The following is a 20,004-nucleotide window of genomic DNA, read 5'->3' as shown; positions in this document are numbered from 1 at the left end:
ACAAAACTCAATTTCGACGAGTCGCTGCCTTGGTATTTCTTGCCGAAATACTCCAGCCAGCGCCCACACGAATTACTTGGTCAACTTGTTAAAGAGCGTTTGAGCTGTTGCTCAATCGAGGTGGCGTATTCTACATCGATTCGCCGCCTTGTCAACCGTTTATTTTAAAAGATTTAATAGAGACTTAAACCTGAAAACCTAAACGACTGCCTGTGATCAGAGCTTCTATTATAGAGCTTCAAATCACTTCGTCAACCAAAACTTCAAATTAAATTCTTAAAGCTTTCAACTGGTTGCGACCGGTTGCTGCTGATGCCCTGGGGCACCCCCTCAACCGAGATGCGCATTCTACAGCCTTTCCTGACTGTGTCAACTGCGTCACAAAATTAATTTCAATTTGTTCAGGAAGGACTAACTAACCTGACCTCAATTGAGCTGGCTGCAGCCACAGCTTTCTCTTTAGCATCCTCCACGGTCTCACCTCTGGCCAGAGCTACGCCCATCCTGCGGCGCCCCGAAAGCTCGGGCTTACCAAACAAGCGCAACTGAACATCCGGCAAGGCAAGCGCCTGATCCAGGCCACTAAAGGTAACATCTGAAGATTCACCTTCCGGTAGTATAACCGCAGAAGCTGAGGGCCCCTGTTGGCGAATTGCCGGTATTGGCAAACCCAGTATTGCGCGCGCATGCAAAGCAAACTCAGACATGTCCTGGGAGATCAGCGTCACAAGTCCGGTATCATGGGGCCTGGGCGACACCTCTGAAAAATAGACATTGTCACCATCGATAAACAGCTCAACACCATAGACACCGTAACCACCCAGGTTTTCCGTGATTTTCATGGCAACCTCTTTCGATCGCTCAAGCGCTCTGGCACCCATACTTTGTGGCTGCCAGGACTCCCGATAATCACCATCCTCCTGACGATGGCCGATGGGGGCACAAAAACTAACGCCACCCTTGTGCCTTACCGTGAGCAATGTAATTTCGTAATCGAATGGCACAAATCCTTCCACGATCACCCGCCCCTCGCCGGCCCGCCCGCCGGTCTGGGCATAGGCCCAGGCAGCCTCGATCTGACTTTCATCAGTAATGGTGCTCTGCCCTTTACCCGACGAGCTCATGACCGGTTTGACAACAACCGGTAGCCCAATCGCTGTTATAGCCTCGACAAACCGCTCTTTTGTGTCAACAAAACGGTAAGGTGAGGTGCTCAGCCCGAGCTCTTCCGCCGCCAGACGCCGGATCCCCTCCCGGTTCATTGTAAGGTGTACAGCCCTGGCAGAAGGTATAACCGTATACCCTTCTTCTTCTTCCAGCGCCACCAACTCTGCTGTAGCAATCGCCTCTATTTCGGGAACAACAAGATCCGGCTTTTCAAACTCCACAATACTCCTGAGTGCGCTTGCATCCAGCATGTCTATTACATGACTACGATGCGCCACCTGCATTGCCGGTGCATTCGCGTAACGATCAATTGCAATCACCTCAACACCGTAGCGCTGCAACTCAATCGCAACCTCTTTACCAAGCTCACCCGACCCACACAGCAGCACCTTATAGGCACTTTCCTTCAGGGGCGTTCCCAGCGTAACTTCACCAGCGCTAGTCAAATCCGATCCTCCAGCATTTCTGGCCACCATGCCAGACACCTCGGTGTTCCATTAAAGTGCAACTGCCTGCTCACGCTCAGCAACCTTTTCAAGCACCGCCTTGCGCTCACAGTTGCTCATTGAAGCCCAGCGTGTGATTTCATCACCCGTGCGCTGGCAACCAATACACACATCATCCTCATCCAGAGCACAAATACTGACACAAGGCGAGTGAACCCTATCCTCCGTAACCACGCTACAAACACCTCATGCTTTTATGGCTTTAAAGCTTTTCATATAACGACTGGCGTTGTGCACGTAATGTGCCGCACTGAGCTCTAACATTTTCTTTTGATCCTCCCCCAGCTCACGCTTCACCTTGCCGGGAGCACCAATAACCAAAGACCCATCAGGAACGACCATCCCTTCGGGTATAAGAGTGTTAGCCCCGATAAGGCAGTGGCTCCCGATTTTGGCGCCATTGAGCACCACCGCATTGATTCCAATCAGTGAATAATCCCCTACCTCACAACCATGAACCATGGCTTTATGACCCACCGTAACTCCCCTGCCCAGGGTCAGCGGCAGGCCGGGATCTGTATGAAGAACCGAACCATCCTGTATATTGGTTTCCGGACCAATTGTAATAAGCTCATTATCGCCACGGATCACAACGTTAAACCAGATGCTGCATTTCTCGTGCAGTGCAACATTGCCTATAACCGTTGCGTTGAAGGCAACAAACTGACCATCTCCGTGCAGCTCGGGCGCACGATCTTCCAGTTCATACAACATGAAGTTTTCCTTAATTAAGTACCGGGTTGACGCATATCTATACCGGCATCGTACACAGCGTTAAGAAAGTCGACCAGAACCACCGCGGACAATCCCCAGATCTGATAGCGTTCCCAGCGATAGCAAGGCACATGAATAGTATGATCCATAAAATGTAATACGTCGGTGCGCTCGCGGCGGTCCTCCAGAAAGAAAGAAAGTGGTACGCGGAATATGCTTTCAATCTCGTCCGGATTAGGGTCCAGTGGGTGATCTTCTGGCACCACCCCTACGTAGGGCGACACCAGAATTCCATAGCGTGACATGACCTGACCGAGTGGGCCTATGAGCTCCACCTGTTCTGGCGGCAGACCTATCTCTTCATGGGTCTCACGTAAAGCAGTGGCGGCCAGAGATGAATCTTCAGGGTCGCGCTTACCTCCAGGGTAGGCAACCTGGCCGCGATGGGTGCTCAGGTTTGCCGAGCGCAATGTGAATATCATTTCAGGATTACCCGGATCATCAGTAACCGGCACCAGAATGCCCGCTTCAGGATAATCCAGGTCGAGCGTCCGGGGTGCATAACCAGTCAAACGCTGTACAAGTAAGTCACGCACATCCGTGCTCCTGGGCAAATCCGGCTTTGAATGAGACAGTAGCTGCCAAGATCATTAAACTGTGCACTCCACTAATTCAAGCATACGGGGAAAAACATGAAGTACTGCAGCACCTGCGGCCACCTGGTTAAACAGCGCATCCCCGAAGGCGACAACCGCCACCGTTATGTGTGCGTTAACTGCAGCACGATACATTACCAGAACCCTCGCATTATTGCGGGTACAGTACCGGTTTGGGAAGGAAAAATCCTGCTCTGCCGGCGTGCAATCGAGCCGCGATACGGTTACTGGACCCTTCCGGCAGGCTATATGGAAAACTCGGAAACCACCGTTGAGGCTGCCGAGCGTGAAACGCTTGAAGAAGCTCTGGCCAGGGTCAATATTGAAGGGCTTTACTCCATTATTGATGTCCCACACATAAACCAGGTACACATGTTTTACCGGGCCACCCTGAAAGATGGCCTGTTTGGGGCCGGAGAGGAATCCCTCGAAAGCTGCCTGTTCGCCGTGGACGAGATCCCCTGGGACGACATATCCTTTCCCACAGTCCGAAAAACACTCGAGCTGTTTCTCGAAGACCTGAAAAGCAACTCCTTTGACGTTCATGTACGCAGTATCCGCCATCCTATGACCAAGCCACGTATTAAAGACGACCTATAACTCCTCCATCCGATAAACTTCGTAAGCAGGCTCCTCATATGGGTGAGCCTGCTTCAGCGCAGCAACTGCTTTGTGGATTAGCTCATCTCGGCATACAAGTTCCACTCTGAACTCATCCACGACCTCCAACGCATCATGAACACCCAAGTGCGGGTTGCTGCCCTCAAGGGGGCGAAACTGCCCCTGACCACGGCATTGCCATGCACAGGAATCATAATCTCCAATGCGCCCGGCCCCGGCCTCAAAGAGCGCGTGTTTGGTTTTCTCCAGATGTGTCTCTGGTACGAAATAACATAATTTATACATATTTCCTCCTGAAGACGCTTGTTTTCGGGGCCGCTCAACCCCTTAGAAACTTACTCACAGATTCTGTGGATAACTCTGGGGAAAGTTTCGGGGAACCTCTCGCTAAAGCCCGTATTTACTGCTCTCACCTTAAATTGGCGACAAATTCACCTGATAAATATAGTTCTTATGTTTCAAGGCATTACAGTGCCTGGCCAAGATCCACGCACTCATAAGCGACACTGTTCACAGAACACACAGCCCACCCGCTTCAATGTGCATAAATAAACTGAGTCAAGGGGTATTTTGCTAATAATGTGACATTTTTAGCTTGAAAAAACCTAAAACGCCAACCAGCGGACACAAAAAAGCCGACCCCGGCAAAGGACTTTTCTGAAGTCCCCGCCAAAGCCGGCTTTATATTACAACTGCTCTTAACCGAACCAACGCCTGGCATTACGGAACATACGCATCCAGGAGCCATCTTCCTGCCAACCGTCAGGTCGCCATGAGTGCTGAACGGCCCGGAATACTCGCTCTGGATGAGGCATCATGATTGTAATGCGACCATCCTGAGTGGTAGCGCCAGCGATGCCAGCCTGCGATCCGTTCGGGTTGTATGGGTAGCGCACAGTGGGCTGCCCCCTGTTATCCACGAACCGCAACGCTATTCGTTCACTCTCTGCCAACCTGTCAGCAGAGCCTGCCCCGGAGAACTCAACTTTACCTTCACCGTGGGCCACAGCAATTGGCATACGCGACCCCGCCATTCCATCAAGGAAGGCTGAAGGTGATGGCGTTACCTCAACCATTGCCAGCCTTGCTTCGAACTGTTCAGACTGATTGCGAACAAAGCGAGGCCACCCCTCGCTACCCGGGATTAACTCATGCAGATTGGACAGCATCTGACAGCCATTACACACACCCAGTGCGAGAGTATCCTGGCGATTGAAAAATGCTGCGAACTGATCCCGCACACGGTCATTGAACAGTATCGACTTGGCCCAGCCTTCACCTGCGCCCAGCACGTCACCGTATGAGAACCCGCCACAGGCCACAAGGCTGTTAAACGTATCCAGACTGACCCGCCCGGAAAGCAGATCACTCATGTGAACATCAACAGACTCAAAACCAGCACGATCAAACGCTGCTGCCATTTCAACCTGCCCGTTAACGCCCTGCTCACGCATAACCGCAACTCTGGGTCGTGCTCCTGTATTGATATACGGCGCAGCAACGTCTTCGTTCACATCGTATGTGAGGCTTACATGCAGCCCCGGATCCTCTGCATCCAGCAGATTATCAAACTCTTCAAGGGCACAGTCTGCATTGTCCCTGAGGGACTGGATGCGGTAGCTGGTTTCTGACCACAGACGCTGAAGCTCTGTCCGGGTGTTGTCTATAACTGCGGCACCCTCAAAAATCAGACGCAAGCGATCATTATCATTCAATGTGCCTATCACATTGACATGGTCATCCAGCCCGGCTGCCGAGAACTGCTGCAGAACAAAGTCTGTATCTTCCCTGCGCACCTGTATAACGGCGCCCAGCTCTTCATTAAACAGCTCCTGCGCAATCTGGCCGTGCTCATCTGCAAGGCCATCCAGGCGGATATCTGCGCCAGTACGCCCCGCAAAGCACATCTCTGCAACGGTTACAAACAGACCGCCGTCGGAACGATCGTGGTACGCCAGGAGCTTGTTATCGCTGTTCAGGCCCTGAATAACCGCAAAGAAAGCCTTGATGTCCTCCGGGTCATCAAGATCAGGTGCTACCGCACCGATCTGCCTGTACACCTGTGCCAATGCAGAACCACCCAGACGATTCTGACCTGCTGCCAGATCAATCATGATCAAGTCGGTTTCGCCGGCATCAGTGACAAGTTGCGGTGTCAGAGTACGTGACACATCCGTAACAGGTGCAAACCCACTGACGATCAGAGACAGAGGTGCCGTTACACTCTTCTCATCACCGTCTTCACCCTCCCATGCAGTTTTCATGGACATGGAGTCCTTACCCACAGGAATGGTAATACCCAGTTCAGGACACAGCTCCATGCCAACGGCGCGTACGGTTTCGTAGAGGTTTTCATCCTCACCCGGGTGACCAGCGGCCGCCATCCAGTTTGCTGACAGGCGGATATCAGACAGCTGATCAATCGCCGCTGCCGCAAGGTTGGTAATGACTTCCCCGACTGCCATCCGGCCAGATGCCGGAGAATCAATCGTAGCAACCGGTGTACGCTCCCCCATTGCCATGGCCTCACCGGCCAGGACATCAAAAGAGCTTGCGGTTACAGCCACATCACTGACCGGCACCTGCCAGGGGCCAACCATCTGATCCCGGGCAACAAGCCCGGTAATTGTGCGGTCACCAATAGTGATCAGAAAATTCTTGGAACCGACCGCTGGCAGCCGCAGTACCCGGCTCACGGCTTCATTCAGATCAATCCTGGCAGCATCAAATACCGGCTTGGTAAACGTAGTGCGACTGATGCTGCGATGCATGCGAGGCGGCTTGCCAAACAGCACATCCATCGGCAGGTCCACCGGCTTATTATTGAAATAAGAATCGCTCAGCTCAAGGTGGTGAGCCTCTGTTGCCTCACCAATGACTGCATAGGGGCAGCGTTCCCGGCGGCACAGAGCATCAAACTTATCCAGGTTCTCAGGAGCAACTGCCATAACATAGCGCTCCTGAGACTCATTGCACCAGATCTCCAGCGGCGACATCCCCGGCTCATCGCTGGGAATATCCCTGAGCTCGAACTTTCCGCCACGACCACCGTCCTTGACCAGTTCCGGCATAGCATTCGAAAGCCCACCGGCGCCCACATCATGGATGAAGCACAAGGGGTTGTCCTCGCCCATCTGCCAGCAGCGATCAATGACTTCCTGGCAACGACGCTCCATTTCCGGGTTGTCGCGTTGTACCGAGGCAAAATCAAGGTTCTCGTTACTGGTCCCAGAATCCATGGAAGACGCTGCGCCTCCTCCAAGACCGATAAGCATGGAGGGCCCACCCAGAACAATGAGCTTTGCGCCTGCGGGTATATTTCCTTTCTCCACATGCTCTTCGCGAATGTTCCCCAGGCCACCCGCAATCATGATGGGTTTGTGGTAACCGCGCACCTCATCACCAGCAGGTCCGGCCACTTTTTCTTCGAAGGTACGGAAATAACCAGTGAGATTGGGGCGACCAAACTCATTATTGAAGGCCGCACCGCCCACCGGCCCTTCAATCATGATATCCAGCGCAGAGGCGATTCTGTCCGGCTTGCCGTAGTTGATTTCCCAGGGCTGCGGGTCATCCGGCAGGTTGAGGTTGGAAACCGTGTAACCCGAGAGCCCGGCCTTGGGTTTGGAGCCCCGGCCAGTTGCGCCTTCATCACGGATCTCGCCACCGGACCCGGTCGCCGCACCTGCTGCTGGTGCAATCGCAGTCGGATGGTTGTGGGTTTCCACCTTCATGAGAATGTGGATGTCTTCCTGGTTGTATCCGTATACCCCGGTCACCGGGTCCGGGAAGAACCGGCCACCCCGACTGCCACGAATAACCGACGCATTATCCTTATACGCCGACAGCACGCCTTCGCTGTTCATCTCGAAGGTGTTACGGATCATGGCAAACAGTGATTTCTCCTGCCCTTCGCCATCAATATCCCAGGACGCATTAAATATTTTATGGCGGCAATGCTCCGAGTTCGCCTGCGCAAACATCATCAACTCGACGTCGGTCGGGTCTCGCTGCAGCCCGAGGAATGACTTCACCAGATAGTCAATTTCGTCATCTGCCAGTGCAAGCCCCAGCGTCTGGTTTGCTTCGACCAGCGCTTTGCGACCTTCAGCAAGAACCGGAACCCGCTCAAGAGGACGCGGTTCTTCGTCACTGAAGAGAAGCTGAGCGCCGCCCATCTCATGGAAAACCTTCTGAGTCATGCGATCGTGCAACAGTGCAGCGACCTTTTCGCGCTGGTCCAGTCCCAGTTTTTTCCGTGATTTGATATAAAATGCAGTGCCGCGCTCAATGCGATGGATCTGGCGTAAGCCACAGTTGCGGGCAATATCGGTTGCTTTACTTGACCAGGGAGACAGTGTTCCCGGGCGGGGCACGACAAGAAACAGCACGCCATCCGGCTCTTCAACCGGCACACTGGGGCCGTATGTCAACAACCGGTCCAGAACGGCCTGCTCAGAAACTGAAAGAGAACCTTCCAGATCCACAAAGTGCATAAACTCTGCATATACGTGTTCAATCTCGGGAACAATCGCCTGAATTCTGGCGTACAGTTTACGAGAGCGGAAGGGCGAAAGCGCGGGTGCGCCGCGAAGTTCAAGCATGTTATCAACCTGTAATCGCGCGAAGAAAAGGGGAAAGTCCGGATGCATTCTGAAAAGGCGCATATCATACTTGAAAGCCGTGCCGGGATACAGCGACCCGAGTGCTTATTCACAGAGAATACAATTAACAATGTCTTGGGTAACCATTAATCAACTTTATTGACCCGTCTTCAACCAGCAGGGATCATACGTGTGTGGGCATGGAGCCCGCACGCAAAAGCTACAGGGTGCAACCCGTCTTTACTCACCCTGACGACTCAGCGCTAACGGAGAACAGGGACTTGCTCAGAATCCTGCCTGCATACAACGCAGCAATGGCTTATACATTACCGCTCGCCTGTCTTCTGGCTGTGCTCACCCTTGCCGGATGCAGCCAGCCAAGTACGTTGCAGGAAATTCGCAATGAAGGGGTGCTGCACGTTATCACCCGGGTCGCGCCTTCTATCTACTACGAAGGACACGAAGGCCCTACCGGTTATGACTATGAGCTGGCGAAACTCTTTGCTGAAGAGCTTGGCGTTGAGCTTCGGTTGCGAATTGCAGATGACAACACCGAAGTACTCTCCGTTCTTTCCCGGAATTTTGCGCACATCGGACTTGCCGGACTGTCAGACCAGCCCCTGTTTGAAAACCAGTATAAAGCCCTGCCAACCGGCATTACGGCACAATCAATTTTAGTCTATAACCGGGACGCAGAGCGGCCTGAGTCTCTCTCCGACCTTACCGATAAGACTCTGCACCTGGTATCCGACAGTAACCATGAATACCGGTTACCTACCCTTACCGACCAGGTGCCGGGCATTTCCTGGCAAATGCACCCTGGTCTGGACGCTGCCGGCATTCTCGCCCGGGTTGAAAGCGGCGAGTTCTCCTATGCGGTTATCTCCTCTAATGAACTGGAACTCAGCCATGTATTTTATCCCCAGGTAAAAGAGGCTTTTGCACTGGGTGCGTCGAAAGAGCTCGCATGGTTATTGCCGGCAGCCCAGGACGACTCGTTGCTGAGCGCCGCCAGCGCGTTCATAAAAAAGATGCACAAAAATGGCACCATTGCACAGCTTGCAGAGCGTTTTTATGGCCACCTGGACCATCTGAACTATGTAGGTGCGCGCACCTTCATGCATCACGTGGACAACCGACTGCCCGATTACAAGACTCTGTTTCAGGAGTACGCATCCACTTTCAACATGGACTGGCGTCTGCTTGCCGCTATCGGTTACCAGGAATCCCACTGGCGGCCGAATGCAGTTTCTCCGACCGGTGTTCGCGGGCTAATGATGCTGACCCGCAATACGGCGGACTACATTGGAATCAATAACCGCCTGGATGCAGAAGAAAGCATTCAGGGGGGCGCGAAATACTTCCAGATGGTTCACCAGAAGATACCTGAACGCATTGATGAGCCCGACCGCACATGGTTTGCGCTGGCGTCTTATAATGTGGGATACGGGCACCTGGAAGACGCCCGCAGACTTACTGAAGGGGCCGGCAAAGACCCGGACCGCTGGATGGACGTTAAAGAGTTTCTGCCGTTGCTGGCGCAAAAAGAATGGTACAAGAAAACACGTTTTGGATATGCCCGCGGCCATGAGCCAGTTCTTTACGTTCAGAACATTCGCCGCTACTACGATGTTCTGGCGCGAGTGCTGGACCCGGTCGAAGATATCACGGCAGAAGGATCTCTGGCCGACAAGGCAAATCCCGGTCCTGACGAAGACTCTGCCGAGGGGGCTTCCGAAAAAGGAGCAGATATGAGAGCCAGCCTGCCCCCGGAGCTGGGCATCATACCGCCTACACTTTAGAATTCAGAATCCGGCGCAAACGGCTCACACACCTCAAGTGCCCGCTCTACCTGGCTGGCCGTAAACCCTCTGCGGTTGAAAAAGCGTGCCTGCCGGACCTTCTCATCCCAGTCGTTACTCACGTCCGCCAGACCAAAACGCTTCTCCCGCAACAGAACCGCGTTTCGGACCCAGTCTGCATCCGCAAGCTCTGTAACACAGGGAGGTGCAGTGTGAATTCCACGCTGCTGTAGCTCGGCCTGGATTTTTAGGGGGCCATAGCCCTGATCTATTCGCTGGCGTGAGTACACATCCGCAAAGCGTGCGTCATTCAGCCAGCCTTCAAGTTCATACTCATCCAGAACCGACGAAATAACCCGATCCTCCAGCTTGCGCTTCCGAAGCTTCATCACTAGTTCAAAACGACTGTGTTCTCGACGTGCCAGCAGCCTCAGGGCCACTGAGCGCGCTTTGTGTTCCTGATTATTGCTGTTTTCCTGTTTTATCATTTACCCCTTCCCGCAAATGCTTACAAAGCGCTAGACTGTGTCCGGTCACCAAGGCACGTAAGGCCTTACTGGCCTTGGCAATAACAGTATCCGGCTCTTTTCATATTGAAAAATGCCGATGTCCGGTGCTGGCATAACCTGCCTGACACCGCAGACTGGTTTCATTCCTGAGGATATCTACATGGCTGCATTCTTCCAGAAACTGTTCAAATCCCGCAAACCCGCCGCTCCGGATCGGAAAGCACACATACCCGAACAGCCGAAAGCGGACCCCGAAACAGACAAGCGGGCAGAGTTACGTGAAGAGCAGTTGCAGAAACTTGAAGCAAACCCCGACCAGAATGTTGCTGCCAGCCTCGCCGTCGAAGGCCTAACGGCAGACATTCGAATCAGAGCGGTCAATATTCTGCAGGACGAAAGCGTTCTGCAACGTGTACATAAACAGGCAAAAGGCCGTGACAAAGGTGTGTATCAGGTAGCTCGACAGAAGCTACAGGACATCCGGGAGGAGCAGGCACGTCAGCAGTCGATCGCAGACACGATTACGATGCTGACCCGTCACGCGAGGGAACAGGCAAAAAGCGATGACACAAAACTTTACGGTGCGCGCCTGGAGGCTCTACTCAAGCAATGGGCCGAGGTTGAGCCCCACGCGACACCTGACCAGTTGAGCGCTTTTCTTGAGTCGATCCACCATTGTCGGGAAAGACTCTCCGGGATGGAGGCAGCTCAGGCAGCCGAGGCACAGCTGCAAGAGCAAAAGCGCCAGCGGGAAGAAACCCTGGACGTTATCAGCAGGACACTGGAAGATCTCAGGCGCCAGCCTGTAGACAGTGTGGCGTCACTGGACGCCCTGCAGAAAACCCAGGAAAACCGCTGGCTGGAGGCCACCCGGGACACCCAGGTTGAGAAGACACACCAAAAAGCCTACGAAACATCGATGATGGCACTGCGTAATTACATTAACGCCGTGCGCCAACTCAACCAGTTACAGGAATCTCTTCAGTCTGTCAGTGCGGTGACGTATCAGGATGCAACGCCTGACGACCGTGCGCGCGCAGAGGCGTTAGTGAAAGAAATCAACTGGCCGGAAGGGTTTCCGGCGCCCGAGAGCCTGCAGTCTGTTCGCAAACTGGCCGGAAAGCCCAAAACTCCCCCTCGCAACAGTGAAGACCAGAAACAACAGCAGGCCACAGCAGACAACCTGAAGACCATACTGAGCCAGCTGGAAGAGGCGCTTGAAGCTAATCAGCTTCGGCAATCCCGCCAGTTACTGAAAACGGCGCAGCAACACTTCAGGGCACTTGACCAGCGCCACGGCAAAGCCTTTCAGTCGCGGATCCAGCTTCTTACAGGCCAGCTGAGGGAGCTGACAGACTGGCAGGGGTTTGCAACGGAACCCAAACAAATCGCTCTGTGCGAGCAAATGGAGTACCTGGCAGAGCAGCCCATGGAGCCGGAAGCCAAGTCTGAACGCATAAAAGAGCTGCAGAAAGAATGGCGTGATCTGGGCGGGTCTTCCAACCGGGCCCTGTGGACCCGGTTCAAACAGGCGTCCGATAAAGCCTACGAGCCGTGCAAAGCCTACTTTAAAGCCAAGTCCGGTCTGAAACAGGCCAACCTGGAAAAGCGGAAAGCGATTTGTGCGGAACTGGAGCATTTCCTGAACGCAGCTGACTGGACTGCAATCGAGTGGAAAGCGGTAGAGCGTATTTTGCAAACCGCCCGTCAGGAATGGAAAGAAGCCTGGCCAATCGAGTTCCGTGAGAACCGCCAGGTACAGAAACAATTTGACTCTCTCCTCAGACAACTGGAAGCACCTATTGATCAGGAGCGCCAGAGAAACGAGGCACTGAAACAGGAAATTGTTGAGCAGGCAGAAGCCCTGATTGAACACGAGCCACTGCAAGAGGCCATGGATAAGGCAAAAGCCCTGCAGGCAGACTGGGAATCAGTTGGCATCACCCGGCACAGGGAAGACCGTAAACTCTGGCAGGCTTTCCGCAAAGCGTGTGATGCTATTTTCGCCCGCCGGGATGCCCGACGGTCCGAGCAGCAACAAGCCACAAAAGAAGCCGACTCCGAGGCGACGGCCTTGCTTCAGGACGCGACAGCGGTCAGTTACGACCAGGACGAGCAGTCACTGACACAGGCCATTGCTTCGCTGAACAGTGTTAATACCTCGTTGCTATCAGCACCGATGAAAGAAAAAGTTCAGCAAGAAAAACAGCGGCTTGAACAGGCAGCGGCTGAGCAGCAACTGAAAGCCGGCATCCGGAAGTGGCAATCGCTTGTGCTCGCCCGCACAGAAGGCGACATTCAGCCAGATGCCCTGCCCGATAAATGGACACAGCTCTCGGCAGAGACCAGTGAGCTTGATGACCAGGAAATCGTGATCCGTGCTGAAATTCTTGCCGGAATAGCATCCCCGGATGCCGACAAGGAAAAGCGCATGGAGATACAGGTCCGCCGCCTGACTGAAGGAATGGGAACTGCGGATAAAGAAGAGGATGCCCTGCAAAGCGTTGAAGGCCTGGTCGCCGGCTGGTGCGTCAAGGCTGATGAGAGCGGTGCGGACCCTATGCTGGCAAGCCGCCTGAATACTGCCCTGGACAACCTGACTGCGGGCTGACCGCCTGGCTCAATATACGAATAACCCCCGGCTGCGACAAGCAGTAACCGGGGGTTTTCTTTTTGTGCTCTGAGCAGTTTTGCTAATCCGATTGGCAGGCAGCGTCATTACACACTCTGTAGCCAACAGGCTATGGTGTGATTTTCAGGCTCACACTCAGGCAATAACAACCAGAGGAATAACAATGACCACCGAGGCGTATATCTTCGATGCGGTCCGCACACCCAGAGGGCGTGGCAAAAAGGATGGCTTACTGTACAGCGTTAAACCCATTTCGCTGCTGACCACTGTACTGAACGCCCTGCAGCAGAGGAACAACCTGGACACGTCGCACGTCGATGACATTGTGCTGGGCTGTGTTACCGCCATAGGTGATCAGGGAGCCGACATTGCTAAAACAGCGGCACTTGCAGCGGACTGGGACGAAAAAGTATCAGGCGTTACCCTCAACCGTTTCTGCGCTTCCGGGCTGGAGGCCGTCAACCTCGCAGCCATGAAAATCCGCTCAGGCTGGGAAGACCTGGTTGTTGCCGGCGGCGTTGAGTCCATGTCCCGGGTACCCATGGGATCCGACGGTGGCGCCTGGGCCATGGACCCGCATACCAATATGCACACCGGCTTTATGCCTCAGGGTATTGGTGCCGACCTTATTGCAACACTGGAAGACTTCAGCCGTACAGACGTTGACGGCTTCGCAGTCAAGTCCCAGCAAAAAGCCGCAAATGCATGGCAGAACGGTCACTTTGCCAAATCGATCATACCTGTCACCGATCAGAACGGTGTCGTCATTCTGGATCGTGACGAGCACGTCCGAGGCGACACCACAATTGAGTCGCTTTCGGGCCTTAAGCCTTCTTTCCAGATGATGGGAGAAATGGGTTTTAACAGTGTGGCCCGTGAAAAATACCACTACGTGGAAAAGATCAACCATGTACACCACGCCGGCAACTCATCCGGAATGGTAGACGGTGCAACCGGTATCCTGATTGGCAGCGAGGCAAAAGGTAAGGAAATGGGGCTCAAACCCCGTGCTCGTATTGTTGCCACGGCGGTCACCAGTACCGACCCGACTATCATGCTCACCGGCCCTGCTCCGGCGTCTCTCAAGGCTCTGGAAAAAGCCGGCATGACCGTTGATCAGATTGACCTGTTTGAAGTAAACGAAGCCTTTGCCTCAGTGGTAATGCGCTTCCAGAAGGAGCTATCGGTTCCTGATGAAAAAGTGAACGTGAACGGCGGTGCAATCGCCATGGGGCACCCGCTCGGCGCCACTGGCGCAATGATCCTGGGTACCCTGCTGGACGAACTTGAACGCCGTGAATTGCGCTTTGGGCTGGCAACCCTCTGTGTCGGTGGCGGCATGGGCATTGCCACCATCATCGAACGGGTCTGACCCCACACTTTTTCTGTAAGGAGAACCGATTATGAGTGCTATCCGCTACGAATTGGGGTCTGATCAGATCCTGACCCTCACCATCGACATGCCAGGCCAGTCTGCGAACACCATGAATGCAGCCTTCCGCGAGGCCTTCGACGAAGCCGTTTCCAGGGTTGAGGACAACCTGGACAACATTCGCGGCATCATTGTTACTTCAGCCAAGAAAACCTTTTTCGCGGGTGGCGACCTGACTGAACTCCACAAAGTCACCCAAGACGATGCCCAGGCGTTTGAAGACCGGGTTAACAACCTGAAAGCCCGGATGCGCGCATTGGAAACTCTCGGCAAGCCCGTGGTCGCTGCAGTCAACGGCACAGCGCTTGGGGGTGGCCTCGAAATTGCCCTCGCCTGCCATCACCGCATCGTAATGAATGACAACCGCATTCAGCTGGGGCTTCCGGAAGTGACTCTGGGCCTGCTTCCGGGAGGCGGCGGCACCCAACGCCTGCCCCGCATGATTGGCCTGGAAGCCGCTTTCCCATTGTTGATGGAAGGCAAAAAACTCCGCCCCGATGCCGCTCTCAAGGCTGGCATTATAGACGAACTGGCTGACACTCGGGACGAGCTGATGGCCAAGGCCCGGGCCTTTATTGATGCCAATCCCAAGAGCCAGCAGCCCTGGGACAAAAAAGACTACAAAATGCCCGGCGGCGTCCCCCACCACCCGGCCATGGCACAAAAGCTGGCGATTGCACCGGCCATGCTCAGGCAGAAAACCAAGGGCTGTTATCCCGCCCCCGAACGCATCATGGCCGCAGCGGTGGAAGGCGCTCAGGTCGATTTTGACAACGGCAGCCTGATCGAAACCCGGTATTTTGCCGAGCTGGCCATTGGCCAGGTTGCCAAGAACATGACAGGCACCTTCTGGTTCCAGTTGAATGACATTAACGCCGGTGGCAGCCGCCCCAAGGGCACAGATACAGAAACCTTCAAAAAAGTCGGCGTACTGGGTGCCGGGATGATGGGGGCAGGCATTGCCTACTCAACCGCCAGCCGCGGCATTGAAGTGGTCCTTAAAGATGTTTCCAAGGAAAACGCTGAGAAAGGTAAGCGTTACTCTGAAGACCTGTTGGCGAAAAAAGTCAGCCGCGGGCGTATGACTGAAGAGAAAAAAGCGGACGTTCTCAATCGAATCACAGCCACAGACTCTGCCGCCGACCTGGACGGTTGCGATCTGGTCATCGAAGCTGTGTTTGAGGACAGTGACCTGAAGGCGAAAGTGACCGCCGAAGCCGAGCCCAGACTGGTTAGAAACGGGTTTTTCGCGTCAAACACTTCCACCATCCCCATTACTCAACTGGCTGAAGCCTCCGCCCGGCCGGAAAGCTTTATTGGACTGCACTTTTTCTCTCCGGTCGACAAAATGATGCTTGTAGAGATCATTGTAGGCGAGAAAACCTCGGACGAAACTCTGGCAAAAGCCTTTGATTACGTGCAGCAGATCGGCAAGATTCCGGTGGTTGTGAATGACAGCCGTGGTTTTTTCACATCCCGGGTTTTCGGCACTTTTGTAAACGAGGGGATCAGCATGCTTGGTGAAGGGATTCACCCGGCCAGCATTGAGAATGCCGGTTTGCTGGCAGGCATGCCGGTTGGCCCCCTGGCCATCTCTGATGAAGTCAGCATGACACTGATGCAGCATATCCGCGCCCAGAGCCGCAAAGACGTGGAAGCCGCTGGCGGTCAGTGGGACGCGCACCCGGCCGAGGCCATCATCGACCAGATGGTTGACGACCATGGGCGTAAGGGCAAAGCTGCCGGAGCCGGCTTTTATGAGTATCCGGAAAAAGGCAAGAAGTACCTGTGGCCCGAACTTGAGTCACTCTACGTGGACGTCACCAAAGCTCGCCAGACGAAACTGCAGGAGCTGCAAGACCGCATTCTGTTCATTCAGGCCATCGAAACCGTCCGGTGTCTGGAAGAAGGCGTTTTGCGAACCGTGGAAGATGCCAATATCGGCAGTATCTTTGGCATTGGCTACGCCCCCTGGACTGGCGGCGCCATACAGTTCATCAACCAGTACGGCGTGAGGGCCTTCACCAAGCGGGCCAGTGAGCTGGCAAACGCCTACGGCGAGCGCTTCACCCCACCCCAGCTGCTGCTCGACCACGCTGAACAGAATAAGCCCCTTACCTGAAACACGGCCGGTGGAGACGTATAATCGCTCCGCCGGCTTTTACTCGCCCCGTTGCTTTATACTCTCTGTTTTGCTGAATCTCTCTCCAAAGCTGTTGATTTTTTAGCACTTTCACGCTGATTGCCTGTAAGATTCATGGACAGATTGTCACGAACCAATACGTGATACCTATAGCAACGGATGTAGCCCTTGCCTACAATAAATCCATAAGCCCACGGGTTTCCCGGTTCCAGGCCTGCCTGGCCGGCGCCCAGCATTGTCAGGTATGTCTCTATGACCATCGCCGAAAAAACCTCCGCCCGCCGCGCCCCGATCGCTGCCGGCAGGATGGGTGTCTGTAAAGCGCTCGCTGTCGCCCTGCTTCTGTCAGCACCATTCGGGGTTCAGGCAAAGGCGGTCGAGCCCGAAACGTATTCGCCGGTCGCGCCAACGATTGACCAGGCCCGGGCCAATATCCTGATTGCCAGACAACTACAGTTCACTCACTTCCGCGACATGGGGATCAGTGACGAGCTTTCCGGGGATGTGTTTGATGCCTACCTGAGTTACCTGGATGGTCAGCGGATTTACCTGACGCAAAATGACATCCAGGCGCTGGACAAGGCCCGGAACCGGCTCGGCCCCGCTCTTAAAACCGGTCAGCTACAACCAGGCTTTGATATCTACAACCTGGTGCAGAAACGCATCATAGAACGCCTTGAGTTCGCTCTCGACACCCTTGATGCCGGCATCGGGGAACTGGATTTCTCATCGGACGAAACCATTCTGGTTGATCGCTCCGAAGCAGAATGGGCGCCGGATACGCAAGCGCTCGATACGTTATGGACAAAGCGTATCAAGAACGCCGTTCTGGCTCAGCGCCTCAGCGGGGCTGATGACGACGCGATTGCGGAAACGCTCCGTCGGCGTTATGAGGGGCAGCTTAAACGTGCCACCCAGGCTCGCAGCGAAGATGCATTTCAGGCTTACATGAACGCCTTCACTGGCATGTGGGATCCACACACATCCTACTTTTCGCCGCGAACATCCGAAAACTTCAACATCAACATGAGCTTGTCCCTTGAAGGGATTGGCGCGGTTTTGCAGGCAGACAACGAATACACCAAGGTCGTCCGGCTGGTACCGGGAGGCCCGGCTGCCAAACAGGGCCAGCTTAAACCCGCCGACCGGATTGTCTCGGTTGCCCAGGAAGGCGAAAAGCCGGTGAACGTGATTGGCTGGCGCCTGGACGAAGTGGTTGACCTGATTCGCGGCCCTCGCAATTCAGTGGTTACGCTGGAAGTTGTTCCAGCCAGCGCCGCTGATGAAACCCTTACCAGGTCGATTTCCATCAGCCGCGATGAAGTTAAGCTTGAAGAGCAAAGTGCCAGTAAAGACATCATCGAATTAGACCGCAATGGCGAAACCTATTCGGTCGGGGTCATCACCATCCCTACATTTTATGCGGATTTTCGTGCTATGCAGGCGGGCGACCCCAACTACAAAAGCACCACCCGTGATGTCCGAAAGCTGATTTCAGAGCTGAAACAGAGCGGTGTAGATGGCCTGGTCATGGACTTACGCAATAACGGTGGCGGTGCCCTGCACGAAGCCAACGATCTTGTTGGCCTGTTCATTGATACCGGTCCCACCGTACAGATCCGTAACTCCAACAACGAGGTTCAGGTTCTCAAAGATGAAGATGCCTCTGTTGCTTATGATGGCCCGCTGGTTGTTCTGACCAACCGCATGAGCGCCTCGGCTTCGGAGATATTTGCAGGTGCCATACAGGACTATGGCCGCGGGCTGGTCGTTGGCTCGCAAACCTTCGGCAAAGGCACCGTGCAGGCTGTACGCCCACTCAACCACGGGCAACTCAAAATCACACAGTCAAAATTCTACCGGGTATCCGGAGGCTCCACGCAGCACAAAGGTGTTATTCCTGACATCGAGATTCCTTCGCGCATCGATAAAACACGGATTGGGGAGGACGCCCTGGACAGAGCCCTTCCCTGGGACCAGATAGACGCTGTACCCCATACCCGCTACTTTGACTTCAGTGGCATTATCGACGAACTCCGCAGCCGTCATGAAGACCGCTTTGCAACAAGCCCGGAGTTCAGGCTCCTGCAACAGGAAATTGACTTCCTCAAGGAGCAGCGACAGAGAAAGACTGTCAGCCTTAACCTGGACAAACGCACCACCCGGCAGGAACAAATTGAAACCACTCGGCTGACCATTGCCAACGCGCGCCGGGAATTGCGGGGTGAAGAGCCTTTCGAGTCTCTGGAGGAGCTGGACGACTGGCAGGATCAACAGGCTGCGGACCTGGACTCAACGGATGACGAACTGGACTTTGTGATCCGGGAAGGCGGCGACATTATGGCGGATATGCTGGAGCTGGATAAACGTATGGCGTCTATACTCACCCCGCAACAGATTGCAGCACAAGCGGATACCCCCTGATGGACCCGGACAACGAGAAGCGGCCGGCCAGCGACCCGGAGCTGGGCAATAAAGCCCGGGCGCTACAGGACATGCTGCTCGATGCTCTTCATGCCATGCGTTCCCAGGAAGCGCTGGATGACCTGCGCGAGCCATCCGAGCCGGAAAAAGTGACTGAAAATATCTTTGACCGGCTCGCCAGCCTCACCGGATCAGCCCTGCGCTTCGGGGTCCGCGCTACAGACAGGTCTTTGCAGGTAGGCCGGGCGCTGGTCAACTCTCAGGATCAGCTCCGGGCCATGCTTTTAGCCGGCAACTCCATCCGGGATATCCGCGAGGTGGCGGGCCTGACCCTGGCGGAAATGAGCGAAGCCCTGAATTTACGCGACAAATCCGTTCTTGAAGCCATTGAAAATGGCACAAAGACTCTCTCCTTCGAACTGATTCTCCGTCTGGCGGCACTGATTGCCCGCAATGACCCCATCCCCTTTATCATGCGAACCACACGGAACTATAATCCCGAGGTCTGGCAGATTCTGAACGACTGGGGTGTCGCCAAAGTATCACTTCAGTTTGAAAGAGAACGGGAGTTCATCAACATTTTTCGTCGTCATGACTCAGCCCGCACCCTCTCCGATGAAGGGTTTCACAAGGTACTGGAATTCACCCGGCAGAGCTTTGAAATGTCACTGCACTTTGCGGAGGATCAGGAGAAGCAGGTGGCGGAGCTCCGCGACAGCCTCACCCGGGAGAACCAGGGAGGCATGTAAAGAACGTCGCACAGAGGTTATACTCACTGGCCTTGTTACATTGTC

The 20,004-nt window shown here is 54.4% G+C and carries 14 protein-coding genes; 7 read left to right on the top strand and 7 right to left on the bottom strand.

The window, feature by feature from the left end:
* Positions 1-401: 401 nt before the first annotated feature.
* The 4 genes from purT to FFI95_RS13145 are packed head-to-tail and all read right to left on the bottom strand — an operon-like array spanning position 402 to position 2,983.
* Positions 402-1,613, bottom strand: coding sequence for a formate-dependent phosphoribosylglycinamide formyltransferase (gene purT, locus FFI95_RS13160; RefSeq protein WP_246069513.1), 1,212 nt, complete (start codon positions 1,611-1,613; stop codon positions 402-404).
* Positions 1,614-1,664: 51 nt separating this feature from the next.
* Positions 1,665-1,847, bottom strand: coding sequence for a DUF1289 domain-containing protein (locus FFI95_RS13155; RefSeq protein ID WP_144823228.1), 183 nt, complete (start codon positions 1,845-1,847; stop codon positions 1,665-1,667).
* A gap of 12 nt (positions 1,848-1,859) precedes the next feature.
* Positions 1,860-2,387 carry a gamma carbonic anhydrase family protein gene (locus FFI95_RS13150; protein WP_144823226.1) on the bottom strand — a complete coding sequence of 176 codons (528 nt, stop codon included), beginning with the start codon at positions 2,385-2,387 and terminating at the stop codon, positions 1,860-1,862.
* A 14-nt stretch (positions 2,388-2,401) separates the two neighbouring features.
* A complete protein-coding gene (locus FFI95_RS13145) occupies positions 2,402-2,983 on the bottom strand; it encodes an NUDIX hydrolase (protein WP_144823224.1) in 582 nt (193 codons plus the stop codon).
* 96 nt (positions 2,984-3,079) lie between these two features.
* Between FFI95_RS13145 and FFI95_RS13140 the strand changes: the two genes are divergently transcribed.
* Positions 3,080-3,643, top strand: coding sequence for an NUDIX hydrolase (locus tag FFI95_RS13140; RefSeq protein ID WP_144823223.1), 564 nt, complete (start codon positions 3,080-3,082; stop codon positions 3,641-3,643).
* Here FFI95_RS13140 and FFI95_RS13135 read toward each other — a convergent pair.
* Together FFI95_RS13135 and purL are read right to left on the bottom strand one after the other, a co-directional pair.
* A complete protein-coding gene (locus FFI95_RS13135) occupies positions 3,638-3,949 on the bottom strand; it encodes a YqfO family protein (RefSeq protein WP_144823221.1) in 312 nt (103 codons plus the stop codon). The genes FFI95_RS13140 and FFI95_RS13135 overlap by 6 nt on opposite strands.
* Before the next feature lie 413 nt (positions 3,950-4,362).
* Entirely contained in the window at positions 4,363-8,268 is a 3,906-nt protein-coding gene (gene purL, locus FFI95_RS13130; protein ID WP_144823219.1) for a phosphoribosylformylglycinamidine synthase, read from the bottom strand.
* Positions 8,269-8,582: 314 nt separating this feature from the next.
* Between purL and mltF the strand changes: the two genes are divergently transcribed.
* Positions 8,583-10,070 carry a membrane-bound lytic murein transglycosylase MltF gene (gene mltF / locus FFI95_RS13125; RefSeq protein WP_186312021.1) on the top strand — a complete coding sequence of 496 codons (1,488 nt, stop codon included), beginning with the start codon at positions 8,583-8,585 and terminating at the stop codon, positions 10,068-10,070.
* Here mltF and FFI95_RS13120 read toward each other — a convergent pair.
* Positions 10,067-10,558 carry a regulatory protein RecX gene (locus tag FFI95_RS13120; protein ID WP_144823218.1) on the bottom strand — a complete coding sequence of 164 codons (492 nt, stop codon included), beginning with the start codon at positions 10,556-10,558 and terminating at the stop codon, positions 10,067-10,069. The genes mltF and FFI95_RS13120 overlap by 4 nt on opposite strands.
* Before the next feature lie 181 nt (positions 10,559-10,739).
* On the opposite strand from FFI95_RS13120, the gene FFI95_RS13115 reads away from it, so the two are divergent.
* The 5 genes from FFI95_RS13115 (at position 10,740) to FFI95_RS13095 (ending at position 19,959) form a co-directional block, all read left to right on the top strand.
* On the top strand, positions 10,740-13,190 hold the full coding sequence (locus FFI95_RS13115; protein ID WP_144823216.1) for a DUF349 domain-containing protein: 2,451 nt from the start codon (positions 10,740-10,742) through the stop codon (positions 13,188-13,190).
* A 184-nt stretch (positions 13,191-13,374) separates the two neighbouring features.
* Positions 13,375-14,583, top strand: coding sequence for an acetyl-CoA C-acetyltransferase (locus tag FFI95_RS13110; RefSeq protein ID WP_144823214.1), 1,209 nt, complete (start codon positions 13,375-13,377; stop codon positions 14,581-14,583).
* Positions 14,584-14,614: 31 nt separating this feature from the next.
* Positions 14,615-16,765 (top strand): 3-hydroxyacyl-CoA dehydrogenase NAD-binding domain-containing protein, encoded by a 2,151-nt coding sequence (locus tag FFI95_RS13105; protein WP_144823213.1) that lies wholly within the window; start codon positions 14,615-14,617, stop codon positions 16,763-16,765.
* A gap of 273 nt (positions 16,766-17,038) precedes the next feature.
* Entirely contained in the window at positions 17,039-19,210 is a 2,172-nt protein-coding gene (locus FFI95_RS13100; RefSeq protein ID WP_144823211.1) for a carboxy terminal-processing peptidase, read from the top strand.
* The gene (locus tag FFI95_RS13095; protein ID WP_144823209.1) at positions 19,210-19,959 is read left to right on the top strand and encodes a helix-turn-helix domain-containing protein; all 750 of its coding nucleotides are present in this window, start codon (positions 19,210-19,212) and stop codon (positions 19,957-19,959) included. Before FFI95_RS13100 ends, FFI95_RS13095 begins: the two co-directional genes overlap by 1 nt.
* Positions 19,960-20,004 lie beyond the last annotated feature (45 nt).

The organism is Marinobacter piscis (assembly GCF_007671655.1).
GTDB lineage: Bacteria > Pseudomonadota > Gammaproteobacteria > Pseudomonadales > Oleiphilaceae > Marinobacter > Marinobacter piscensis.
This window is presented reverse-complemented; position numbering and strand designations above follow the sequence as displayed.

Bases quoted from the DNA above. Each gene is read 5' to 3' on its own strand.
- FFI95_RS13135 (WP_144823221.1), bottom strand. From the start codon at position 3,949: ATGTATAAATTATGTTATTTCGTACCAGAGACACATCTGGAGAAAACC.
- mltF (WP_186312021.1), top strand. From the start codon at position 8,583: ATGGCTTATACATTACCGCTCGCCTGTCTTCTGGCTGTGCTCACCCTT.
- FFI95_RS13095 (WP_144823209.1), top strand. From the start codon at position 19,210: ATGGACCCGGACAACGAGAAGCGGCCGGCCAGCGACCCGGAGCTGGGC.
- FFI95_RS13120 (WP_144823218.1), bottom strand. From the start codon at position 10,558: ATGATAAAACAGGAAAACAGCAATAATCAGGAACACAAAGCGCGCTCA.
- FFI95_RS13140 (WP_144823223.1), top strand. From the start codon at position 3,080: ATGAAGTACTGCAGCACCTGCGGCCACCTGGTTAAACAGCGCATCCCC.
- purL (WP_144823219.1), bottom strand. From the start codon at position 8,268: ATGCTTGAACTTCGCGGCGCACCCGCGCTTTCGCCCTTCCGCTCTCGT.
- FFI95_RS13150 (WP_144823226.1), bottom strand. From the start codon at position 2,387: ATGTTGTATGAACTGGAAGATCGTGCGCCCGAGCTGCACGGAGATGGT.
- FFI95_RS13100 (WP_144823211.1), top strand. From the start codon at position 17,039: ATGACCATCGCCGAAAAAACCTCCGCCCGCCGCGCCCCGATCGCTGCC.
- FFI95_RS13110 (WP_144823214.1), top strand. From the start codon at position 13,375: ATGACCACCGAGGCGTATATCTTCGATGCGGTCCGCACACCCAGAGGG.
- FFI95_RS13115 (WP_144823216.1), top strand. From the start codon at position 10,740: ATGGCTGCATTCTTCCAGAAACTGTTCAAATCCCGCAAACCCGCCGCT.
- FFI95_RS13105 (WP_144823213.1), top strand. From the start codon at position 14,615: ATGAGTGCTATCCGCTACGAATTGGGGTCTGATCAGATCCTGACCCTC.